At 65.6% G+C, this 10,345-nt stretch carries 9 protein-coding genes and 1 pseudogene; 2 read left to right on the top strand and 8 right to left on the bottom strand.

Annotation, left to right across the window (positions count from 1 at the left end; translation table 11 throughout):
- Positions 1–8: 8 nt before the first annotated feature.
- From murJ to IVB42_RS18860, 5 genes and pseudogenes are all read right to left on the bottom strand, one after another.
- Complete coding sequence (gene murJ / locus IVB42_RS18840; RefSeq protein ID WP_247470828.1) at positions 9–1,535, bottom strand: murein biosynthesis integral membrane protein MurJ; 1,527 nt, start codon at positions 1,533–1,535, stop codon at positions 9–11.
- Between the two features lie 43 nt (positions 1,536–1,578).
- Entirely contained in the window at positions 1,579–2,730 is a 1,152-nt protein-coding gene (locus IVB42_RS18845; protein ID WP_247470855.1) for a DegT/DnrJ/EryC1/StrS family aminotransferase, read from the bottom strand.
- Positions 2,731–2,769: 39 nt separating this feature from the next.
- A complete protein-coding gene (locus IVB42_RS18850) occupies positions 2,770–3,774 on the bottom strand; it encodes a Gfo/Idh/MocA family oxidoreductase (protein ID WP_247470833.1) in 1,005 nt (334 codons plus the stop codon).
- Positions 3,775–3,958: 184 nt separating this feature from the next.
- On the bottom strand, positions 3,959–5,371 hold the full coding sequence (locus tag IVB42_RS18855; RefSeq protein WP_247470836.1) for a mannose-1-phosphate guanylyltransferase/mannose-6-phosphate isomerase: 1,413 nt from the start codon (positions 5,369–5,371) through the stop codon (positions 3,959–3,961).
- A gap of 7 nt (positions 5,372–5,378) precedes the next feature.
- A pseudogene (locus tag IVB42_RS18860) lies at positions 5,379–5,648 on the bottom strand (UDP-glucuronate 5-epimerase); the annotation flags it as partial.
- 221 nt (positions 5,649–5,869) lie between these two features.
- On the opposite strand from IVB42_RS18860, the gene IVB42_RS18865 reads away from it, so the two are divergent.
- Together IVB42_RS18865 and IVB42_RS18870 are read left to right on the top strand one after the other, a co-directional pair.
- A complete protein-coding gene (locus IVB42_RS18865) occupies positions 5,870–6,829 on the top strand; it encodes a lysylphosphatidylglycerol synthase transmembrane domain-containing protein (protein ID WP_247297118.1) in 960 nt (319 codons plus the stop codon).
- On the top strand, positions 6,826–7,845 hold the full coding sequence (locus IVB42_RS18870; RefSeq protein ID WP_247470839.1) for a glycosyltransferase family 4 protein: 1,020 nt from the start codon (positions 6,826–6,828) through the stop codon (positions 7,843–7,845). The genes IVB42_RS18865 and IVB42_RS18870 overlap by 4 nt, the downstream gene beginning before the upstream one ends.
- Here the strand turns inward: IVB42_RS18870 and IVB42_RS18875 are convergent.
- From IVB42_RS18875 to IVB42_RS18885, 3 genes are all read right to left on the bottom strand, one after another.
- Positions 7,833–8,780: an NAD-dependent epimerase/dehydratase family protein gene (locus tag IVB42_RS18875; protein ID WP_247470846.1), complete on the bottom strand. Its 948-nt coding sequence runs from the start codon at positions 8,778–8,780 to the stop codon at positions 7,833–7,835. The genes IVB42_RS18870 and IVB42_RS18875 overlap by 13 nt on opposite strands.
- On the bottom strand, positions 8,777–9,997 hold the full coding sequence (locus tag IVB42_RS18880) for a glycosyltransferase family 4 protein (RefSeq protein WP_247470849.1): 1,221 nt from the start codon (positions 9,995–9,997) through the stop codon (positions 8,777–8,779). Before IVB42_RS18880 ends, IVB42_RS18875 begins: the two co-directional genes overlap by 4 nt.
- 2 nt (positions 9,998–9,999) lie before the next feature.
- A partial coding sequence (locus IVB42_RS18885; RefSeq protein ID WP_247470852.1) for a polysaccharide biosynthesis protein occupies positions 10,000–10,345 on the bottom strand: 346 nt, incomplete at its 5' end.

Consider the following 10,345-nt stretch of genomic DNA (forward strand, 5'->3'; position numbering starts at 1 on the left):
TGAAAAAGTTAACCTCGCACCAGTGAGACCAGCCAGCGGCGCCCGAACAGCGCAAGGATGGCGAGCGCATAGACGATCGTGCCCCCGACGGCCAGCAGAAGCAGCGTCAATTCGTCCCGGAAGTGCATCGCGCCCAACGAAGGACTGCTGAAGCGCGCGATGAGCCAGAAGGCGGCGGCCAGGATGAGCCCGGTCAGCAGGAATTTGGCGAGCGACAACAGCCAGGCGCGGTCCGGCACGAGAAAGCCTCGCCGCACCGCGAAGAACAGCACCAGTAGCAGGTTGGTCCACACGCCGACGGCAGTGGCCAGCGCAAGCCCGATCTGGGCCAGCGATCCCATCAAGGCAATTTTCAAGGCGACGTTGACCGCGATGCCGGTCAGCGACGCCCGCACCGGCGTCGCCGTGTCCTTGCGCGCGTAGAAGGTCGCGACCGCGCTGCGGATCAGTACGAAGGGGATCAGGCCGATGGCATAGGCCGCGAGCGTGGCGCCGGCAGCGGCGGCATCGGCTTTCGAGAACGCACCACGGGCGAACAGCGCGCGCATGATCGCGTCGGGCACGGTGAGGAAGGCGGCGACGAACGGCACCGAGAACAGCAGCGTGAAATCGAACGCGCGGCGCTGCGCCTTCATCGCGCCGTCATGATCGTTGGCCGTGATCCGCCGCGACATCTCCGGCAGCAGCACCGTGCCGATGGCAATGCCGATCACGCCGATCGGGAGCTGGTTGAGACGGTCGGCGTAATACAGCGCCGACAGCGCGCCCGCCGGCAGGAAAGTCGCGATGATGGTGTCGGCAAACAGCGCGAGCTGCGTGCCCATCGAGCCCAGCGTCGCCGGCCCGAGTGCTTTAAAGAATGCGCGGACGTCTTCGTCGAGCTTGAGCGGCGCAAAGCGCGGCAGGCCGCCATGGCGGGCGAGATCGCCGGCGAGCAGGAAATACTGCAAAAAACCTGAGATCAGGACACCCCAGGCGGCAGCGTGGCCCGCGCCGGGAAACCATGCGGCGAGCGCCAGCGTCATCATCATCGAGATGTTGAGGAAGATCGACGCGGCTGCGGCGCTCGCAAAGCGCTGCATCACGTTGAGCATGCCGCCATAGAGCGTCACCAGCGTGATCAGCAGTAGATAGGGAAAGGTGATCCGGGTCAGCTCGATCGCGAGCTTGCGCTGCTCGGCGTCCTCGGAAAAGCCGGGCGCCAAAATGCTCATGGCCTGCGGCATGAACACCCAGGCGACGATCAGCAGCACCACTTGCGAGGCCAGCAGCAGCGTGAAGATGCGGTCGGCGAACAATCTTGCCGCCCCCTCCCCGCGCTCACCGTGCACGTGCGCATAGGCCGGCACCCAGGCGGCGTTGAAGGCGCCCTCGGCGAAGATCGCACGGAAATGGTTGGGCAGCCGCAGCGCTACGAAAAAGGCGTCGGCCACGGGGCCGGCGCCGAGAATCGCGGCAAGCATGATGTCGCGGGCAAATCCCGTCAGCCGCGAGAGCAGCGTGTAGCCACCAACCGTGAAGATACGTCCGAGCATCGTTCCCTTCTAAAGGAAGAGCTCGCGCAGCAAAACGGCGAATTCAGGTTGAAAGCGCGCCGCGCACGGCCGCGATGATTCGCTCCTGATCGGCTTCGGTCAGATAGGCATGCATCGGCAGGCTGATGACGTCCTGCGACAGGCTCTCGCAGCCCGGCAGACCGCCCTCTGCCACCGGGTACTGCTTGTAGGCCGTCTGCTGATGCATCGACTTGCCGTAGTAGATCGCCGTCGGCACGCCCTGGGCCTTCAGCGCGGCGGCAAAGCCGTCGCGGTCGGTACCCTCGGGAAGGCGGATCGTGTACTGCGCCCAGACCGACGTATTGCCGGGCGCCACGCGCGGCACGGTGACCACATTACCGAGACCGCGCGCGTAGCGCTCCGCGACCTTGTTGCGGGCGGCGATCTCGTCGTCGAAGATCTTCAGCTTCTCGATCAGGATCGCGGCCTGCATGGTATCGAGCCGGCCGGTCAGGCCGAGGCGGACGTTGTCGTATTTGTCGACGCCCTGCCCGTGCACGCGGATGCTGCGCAGCGTCGCCGCGAGCTCGTCATCATCGGTGAAGATCGCGCCGCCGTCGCCGAAGCAGCCGAGCGGCTTTGCCGGGAAGAAGCTGGTCGCGGTGGCGAGCCCAAAGGTGCCGAGCTTGCGGCCCTTGTAGCTCGCGCCAAAGCCTTGGGCTGCGTCATCGAGCACGAACAGGCCTTCGGCCTTGGCGATCTCCGCGATGGCATCGTGATCGGCCGGCTGGCCGAACAAATCGACCGGAATGACCGCGACCGGCTTGAGGCCGGCCTTGCGGGCGGTCGCGATGCCGCGCTTGAGCGATTCCGGGCTCATGTTGAAGGTCGCTTCGTCAACATCGACATAAACCGGCGTCGCGCCGGTCCGCGCCACCGGCGAAGCCGTCGCGATGAAGGTGAAGGACGGACACAGGACGGCGTCGCCAGGCCCGACATTCTTCGCCATCATCACCATCAGGATCGCGTCGGTGCCGCTGGCGCAGCCGATGACGTGTTTGGCGCCGCAATAGGCCGCAAGCTGCTTCTCGAGCTCGGCGACTTCAGGGCCGTTGACGAACTGACAATGATCGAGAACGCGCTTCACGGCGGCATCGAGCGAGTCGCCGAGCCGGCGGCGCTGCGAGGCGACGTCGATGAAGGGAATGGGTTCGGAACGCAGATGCTGGTTCATGGCGCCTTGCGGGTTTTGATCGGTCAACATGGAGTGGGATCAACCCGCGACGCGGCGCGGGCCCTTGAGGGCGGACGACTTGGCGGCGGGCCGCGACGGCGTTTCCAGGCACTGCGTCGCGATCTCGAGGCTGGCGACGCCTTCGTCGCCGGTGACCGCCGGCGTCTCGCCGTTGCGCACGGCCTTGAGGAACGCGATCAGTTCGGCGCGGAGCGGCTCGTCATGGCCGACCGGCAGATGCCGCATCGAATAGCTGCCGTCAGGCTTGAAGCCGAAACATTCGGTGACCTGGCGCGTCAGGAGATCGCCCATCACGTATTTGCCGCGGGTCGCGACCGTGACGCTGCGCGCCTTGAACGGCGTCAGCCAGTTGGTGTTGATGTGCGCGAGCACGCCGTTGGCGGTGCGGAACTGCAAGAGCGCGATGTCCTCGCGCTCGGCGACCGCACTCGACAATTGCGGCTGCACCTCGACGATGTCGGATTCGGTGAACCAGCGGATCAGATCGATGTCGTGCACGGCAAGATCGATGACGACGCCGACATTGGACATGCGCGGCGGGAATGGGCCGACGCGCGTGATCGCGATCGACAGAATATCCTCGCCCGCGATCGCCTGCTTGACGGCGGCAACGGCTGGATTGAAGCGCTCGACATGGCCGACCATCAGCGTCACGCCGGCCTTTTGCGCAGCCGTGACGATCTCGCGGCCTTCCGCGACCGTGGACGCAATCGGCTTCTCGACCATCACGTGGATGTTCTTGGCGATGCAGGCGAGCGAGACCTCATGATGCAGATGGGTCGGCGCCGCAATGGTGACGGCATCGACGCCTTCGGCCAAGAGCTGGTCGAGCGTCTCAAAGCTCGCGCAATTGGCAAGCTCCATCGCCCGCGTGCGATGTGCCGGCGAAGGATCGACGACGCCGACGAGGCTGACGCCGGGAAGACCCGCGAGCACGCGCGCGTGGTTGCTGCCCATCACGCCGGCACCAATGACGCCGACGCGCAAGCCGGCCTTTGCCGGTGTAGATCCTGTGGAACTCATTTGAGCAAACCCCGATTCAACGCAAATCCCCGGGGCGCTTCTAGCACGGACGCCACATTTGTGGCGAATGCGGAGCTAGCGGTCCGGACACGATTTGATTCAAACAGTTACACGTTCCCCGGGCCTTAAGCCTCTGGAAGAGACCACTCTTTTGGCCCGGGTCGCGTGATTCGGAGTGTGGTGGTTACGACCTTTGATAGTCGTCTTCAATCCGGATGATGTCGTCTTCCCCGAGATAGCTTCCCGTCTGGACCTCGATCAGCTCCAGCATGATTTTACCGGGATTCTCCATCCGGTGCACCGCGCCCATCGGGATGTAGATCGACTCGTTCTCGTGCACGCTTTTGACGGTCTCGTTGACGGTGACGCGGGCTGTGCCGCGGACCACGATCCAGTGCTCGGCGCGATGATGGTGCTTCTGCAGCGACAGACGCCCGCCCGGCTTCACCACGATGCGCTTGACCTGGTGGCGCTCGCCATTGTCGACCGACTGGTAGCTGCCCCAGGGCCGATGCACCTTGAGGTGCTCCTCGGTGACCTTCGGTGCGACCGCCTTGAGTTTTGTGACCAGCCGCTTCAGCCCGTTGGCATCCTTCTGACGCGAGACCAGCACTGCGTCCGCGGTCGCCACCACGATGAGATCGTCGACACCTTCGAGCGCGACCAGCGCGGAGTCGGTGGTGACGTTGCAGTTGCGGGAATCCTCGAACACCGCACTGCCATGCGAAGCATTGCCTTGCGCGTCCTTGTCCGACAATTCCCACACCGCGTGCCAGGAGCCGACGTCGGACCAGCCGCACGACACCGGCACCACCGCTGCGCGCGCGGTCTTCTCCATCACCGCATAGTCGATCGAGATCGCCTTGGCTGCGCCGAACGCCTCGGGCTCCAGCGTCACGAAGCCGAGATCGCGGCCGGCATTGGTCACGGCATTGGAGATGGCCTCCACGCTCAAAGCGTCGACCTTGCGGTATTCGTCCAGCAATACGCTGGCCGGAAACATGAAGTTGCCGCTGTTCCAGAGATAGCCGGAATTGACATAGTCGGCCGCCTTCACCGCATCCGGCTTCTCGACGAAGCGCGCGACCGCGTGCACCTCGCCGGAAATGACCTCGCCCGGGCTGATATAGCCGTATTCAGTCGCCGGCCGCTCCGGCTTGACGCCGAACGTGACGATGCGCCCGGCGCTCGCGGCGGTGAGGCCCTGGCGGCACGCCGCGACGAAGGCGGCATTGTCCTGCACCACGTGATCGGCGGCGAGCGCGAGCACGATCGCCTCACTGGCGCGGTTCTGCGCGAACACCGCGCCGGCTGCGATCGCAGGACCGGAATCGCGCCGCATCGGCTCCAGGATCACGTCGGCCTCGATGCCGATTTCGGCGAGCTGCTCCAGCACCATGAAGCGATAGGACGCATTGGTGATGACGATCGGGCGATCGAACAGCGAGGCCTCCGAGACGCGCAACAGCGTGTCCTGGAAGGTCGAGCGCGTGCCGAACAGCGGCAGGAACTGCTTGGGGCGCACCTCGCGCGAAGCCGGCCACAGCCGCGTTCCGGCACCGCCGCACATGATCAGGGGGATAATGCGTTTGTCCATCGTCATTTCAAACCTTGAGGTCGTTCCGATACCAGGTGACAAAATTACGAATTCCGTGCGCGATCGGCGTTGACGGTGCAAAGCCGGTATCGCGCATCAGATCCTCGACATCCGCGGACGTTTCCAAAAGGTCTCTCGGCAGCAATTCTTTGATCGCCGTCCGACCCAGCTCCGGCTCCAGAACTCCGACGACGTGCATCAGCTCTTCCGGGTGGTGGTTGCCGACATTGTAGACCTTAGACGGCGCATTTGCGGCAGCCGGACGATCTGCGGTGATCCCTCATCCTGTTCCCAAGGACCGCTTCGCCCGATCCGTCGCTCGATCTTTCGCCCGCGGCGCCTCTTTAGCCTCCGCATCGACGGGGCCGCAATAGCCGGCCGCCCTGCATGCGGGCTCCTGATCACCGCTATTGCAAGATCGGCGCCAAAACCATACCAAAGCGGCCGAATTCGGCGCCTTGCGTCGGGTTGCTTCAAAACCTTGTTCATGCGGGCGAAATGCGCCGAATCCTGCTGTCGACGGCCAAGATCCTGATTTCCGGAGCGCTGCTATACCTGGCGCTGCGCAAGGTCGATCTGTCCGAACTGTTTTCGCGTTTCACCGTGACCAGCCTGTTCTGGATCGGCTTGGCGATCGCCGTCACGTTCCTGCAAATCTTCGTCGGCGTGTTGCGTTGGCGCGAGATCAGCGCCGCATGCGGCGCCCCGCTCGAGCTCGGCCGGGCCATGCGTTACAACGTAATCGGATCGTTCTTCAACCAGACCTTGCCCTCGGCGATCGGCGGCGATGCGGTCCGGCTGTGGCTCGTCGCGCGCGCCGGCGCCGGCTGGCGCGCTGCGACCTACTCGATCTTCGTCGACCGCGCGATCGGTTTGATCGCGCTCGCGATCATGATCGTCGCGAGCCTACCCTGGAGCTACGGCCTCATCGCTGATCCGCACGGGCGCTCGGCGCTGCTGCTCGTCGACCTCGCGGCGCTCGCGGGTGGCCTCGGCTTTCTGGTCTTCGGCGCGCTGAAATGGCACTGGCTGAAAACCTGGTGGGCCACGCATCACATCCACGCCTGTGCCGTGATCGCCAACCGCGTGATCTTCAGCCGCTCGCGCGGACCGGCCGTCGTGATCCTGTCGCTCGCCGTGCATGTGCTGGCCGTCGTGGTCGCCTGGTGCGTCGTGCAGTCGATTGCCGCGCCGGTCGGATTCAGCGACGTCTTTATGCTGGTGCCGCCGGTGATGCTGATCACGATGATGCCGATCTCGATCGCCGGCTGGGGCGTGCGGGAAGCCACCATGGGCCTCGCGTTCGGCTTCGCGGGGCTGGCCGCAAACGAGGGCGTCAACGTCTCGCTGCTGTTCGGCGCCGTGTACTTCATCGTCGGCGCGATCGGCGGCCTGGTCTGGATCCTCAGCGCCGAGAAAGCCGCGCAGGGATCGGCGCCGCTCGGGGTGCCGCAGTGAACGCGGCCGTCGATGCGCTCGGCGCCGTCCCCTCGCTGCTTGCCGTTGCGATTGCCGCGCTGGTGTCGGGTGTCATCACCTGGAGCAGCCGCCCCCTGCTCCAGCGTTACGCATTGGCGCGGCCCAACGCGCGGTCCTCGCACCGTATCCCGACCCCGCAGGGGGCGGGCATCGCCGTGATATCAGCGACGCTGCTGGTCGCATCAGCCTGGGCAGTCTGGGCGAATGTCGCGATTCCGCCGGCGCTGATCGCTGCGACTGTGTTGATCGCCGTGGTCGGATTTGCCGACGACATCATGTCGCTGCCGGTGCTGGTACGGCTCGTGCTGCAGGCCGCAGCCGTCGGCGCCGTCGTGTTCACCACGCCCGAGGACGCGCGCATCGTGCCGGCGCTGCCGCTCGCGCTGGAGCGCGGCCTCATCCTGCTGGCGGGCGTGTGGTTCGTGAACCTCGTCAACTTCATGGACGGGCTCGACCTGATGACCGTGGCGGAAGTCGTGCCCGTCACCGCGGCGCTGCTGCTGCTGGGACTGCTCGGCGATCTGTCGTGGCCGGCCGCGCTGATCGCCGCGGCGCTGTGCGGCGCCATGCTCGGCTTTGCGCCGTTCAACAAGCCGGTCGCAAAAGTCTTCCTGGGCGATGTCGGCAGCCTGCCGATCGGCCTTTTGCTCGGCTGGTGCCTGCTCGAGCTCGCCTGGCGCGGGCAGCCCGCCGCGGCGCTGTTGCTGCCGGCCTATTACCTCGTGGATTCCACCATCACGCTGTTCCGGCGCATCGCAAGACGCGAGCAATTCTGGTCGGCGCATCGCTCGCATTTCTACCAGCGCGCCACCGACCACGGCTTCACGGTCTCCCGCGTGGTCGGCGAGGTGTTCGCGCTCAATCTCGTGCTTGCGCTGCTTGCTGTCGTCACCATTCGTGCCGGTGTGGCGACGATCACGATGCTGGCGCTGCTGGCAGGTGCGATCGCAGTAGGATTCGTGCTGCGACGGTTCTCGCGCCCTCAGCTGTCCTGAGCCAACAGTGCAAGCCGCAGGCCCTCGTCCAGGGTGACCTGCGGCTGCCACCCGGTTGCGATCGCCTTGGAGACGTTGAGCTCGAGCGAGCCGATCAGGCTGTCATGCGTTTCTTGCCGGCCCATCACGATGAGAAGCTTGCTGAGCAGGTCCGGCGGCATGCCGAACAGCCGGGGGTTCTTGCCGGACGCGATGGCCACGCGCTTGATGAAGTCAGGAGTCGAGACCTGTTCCCTGTCAGCCACCAGGAAGATCTCGAAATTGCTCGCGGGATCTGGCTGAGAGAGCCGTCGCAGGATGAACGACGACAGGTTCTGCACGGCAAGGAAGGCGCGGTGATTGCGGATCGCGGCAAACGGAAGCGGCAGCCCGAGGTTCACTGCGCGCGTCAGCAGCGCGAAATTGCCTTTGGCGCCCGCACCATAGACCAGCGGCGGCCTGATCACCGAGATCTTCATGGCGCTGTCGCGCGCCAGCGTCTTCAAGCCCGCTTCGGCCGCGGCCTTGGACATGCCGTAGAGACCGCGCGGCGTCAGGACATCGTCCTCGCTGAACGGCGCGCGACCGTCATTGCTGCGACCATGCACGAGAACGGTGCTGATGAAGATGAACTGGCGCACGCCGGCCGTCGCCGCGCTGCGCGCCAGGTGCAGCGTGCCGGCAATGTTGACGTTGCGATAGAGCTGGACCGCATGCTCTTCGTGCTTGTGATGCACCCGCGCGGCGAGATGAACGACGGCGTCGACGCCTTCGATCGCCGCCTGCCAGTCGGTTTCGGGCCCAATCGTTTCGATCACGACCTCGTCGTCCATGCCTTTCGATCTGCGCACCGCGCGGCGGACCGACCACCCCTCGTGCGCCAGTGCGGGCACGACATGACGGCCGACGAAACCGCTCGCACCCGTCACCAGCACGACTGGCTTGTGTCCGTTCATCTCTGCTCCTCCAGTTCGGGGTTGCGCAACAATTCGTCGATCAGGGCGGCATAGGCGTTCATCGCGGTGACGCGATCGAACTTCGCCGCCGCCTTGACCGCGCGCTCCGCAATGGTGACACCGTCGGAGCAAGAGGCCGCGCGGATCGCCTCGGCCAGTTGATCGGCACGGCCGGGCGTCACGACCCAGCCCAGCCCGCTCTCCACCACCGTCAACGCGGCCTCGGCCTCCGGTTCGGAGACCAGCACCACGGGACGGCCGACGGCCAGCAGATTGTAGAACCGGCTCGGCACCGACACCCCCGCAACGTCCTTCCGGTACGGAATGATCCACAGATTGGCCGCCGCCAGGAAGGCCTCGAGCTCGGCATCCTCAACCCGCCCCACGAAGGAGACATTGGGCAAGGTCGCTTCGGCCTGCAACTGCTTCAACCGCTCGAAGCCGATGCCCCAGCCGGAGAGCAGGAAGTGGATGTCCGGCTCGGCCCTCAAAAGGCGCGCCGCCTCGAACACGATCTCCGGATCATGGGTGAAGCCGAGATTGCCCGACAGGCCGACAACGAAACGCGCCGAGAGCGCTTTGCGGAATGGATTATCCGCCGTCACCGGCCGGGGGGCGGCCACGAGCGTCGCCCAGTTCGGGATGAAGCGGATCTTGTTCCGCGTCATGCCGGAATAGCTCAGCAGCGGCCGTTCCGCATCGCGGCCGATGGTGATGACGGCATTGAGCGCACGGAACATCAGGCTGTTGGCGGCACGCATCGTCATGGCCACGATCGAACCGGGCTTCAGCAGGCCCGCCATCACTAGCACGTCGGGGAAGAGGTCGTGCATGATCAGCGCCGAGCGCGCGCGCTTCAGCCTTGCCGCCGCCGCGACGGCGTAAGGCAGCATGAACGGTGCGGTGACGGTGAGCACGACGTCACCTCGTCTCAGCTCCCGTGTCAACGCCAGGAACGTGCGCGCCGCGAACAGCAGTTCGGAGGCGCCGCGCCGCACCAGCGCCGCCTTGCCCGCCATCCGGTTCTTGACGGCGACGACCCGCGGCTTGCCCGGGCCGGTCTGCGAGGCCGGCAACGCGCCCGGTGAGCCCGACAGCACCACGACCTCGTGATCGCCGGCGATGCGGCAGGCGATCTCGGCCATGATCGCCGCGGTCGTGCTCGGATCAGGCGGGTAATGCTGGCTCGCCACGATGATCTTGCCTCGAGGCTGCATGATCAGGCCGCGGTCGACCCGAATTCCGGAATCGCGTCCTTCAGGATGGTCCTGATGGTGGCCCGATCGTCGCGCGCGATCGCCTGCTCCAGCGCCGCAATCCATTTGCGCAGCGTCTGCATCGGCGGCTCGTTCGGCTGCGCGGCCATGACGCCGGCGACGCCGATCTCGCGCGTCGGCTCCTCGGAGGCGAACAGGATTTCGTGCAGCCGTTCGCCGGGCCGCATGCCCGTGAACACGATTTCGATATCGTAGCCGGGTTGCAAGCCCGAGAGACGGATCATGCGCTCGGCGAGATCGACGATCTTCACCGGCTGGCCCATGTTGAGCACGTAGACCGACACGTCC

The organism is Bradyrhizobium sp. 45 (genome assembly GCF_023073155.1).
GTDB classification, from domain to species: domain Bacteria; phylum Pseudomonadota; class Alphaproteobacteria; order Rhizobiales; family Xanthobacteraceae; genus Bradyrhizobium; species Bradyrhizobium canariense_D.

What these genes read in the sequence shown, in the direction of transcription:
- murJ (WP_247470828.1), bottom strand. Translation starts at nt 1,535, where the DNA reads ATGCTCGGACGTATCTTCACGGTTGGTGGCTACACGCTGCTCTCGCGG.
- IVB42_RS18845 (WP_247470855.1), bottom strand. Translation starts at nt 2,730, where the DNA reads ATGAACCAGCATCTGCGTTCCGAACCCATTCCCTTCATCGACGTCGCC.
- IVB42_RS18850 (WP_247470833.1), bottom strand. Translation starts at nt 3,774, where the DNA reads ATGAGTTCCACAGGATCTACACCGGCAAAGGCCGGCTTGCGCGTCGGC.
- IVB42_RS18855 (WP_247470836.1), bottom strand. Translation starts at nt 5,371, where the DNA reads ATGGACAAACGCATTATCCCCCTGATCATGTGCGGCGGTGCCGGAACG.
- IVB42_RS18865 (WP_247297118.1), top strand. Translation starts at nt 5,870, where the DNA reads ATGCGCCGAATCCTGCTGTCGACGGCCAAGATCCTGATTTCCGGAGCG.
- IVB42_RS18875 (WP_247470846.1), bottom strand. Translation starts at nt 8,780, where the DNA reads ATGAACGGACACAAGCCAGTCGTGCTGGTGACGGGTGCGAGCGGTTTC.
- IVB42_RS18880 (WP_247470849.1), bottom strand. Translation starts at nt 9,997, where the DNA reads ATGCAGCCTCGAGGCAAGATCATCGTGGCGAGCCAGCATTACCCGCCT.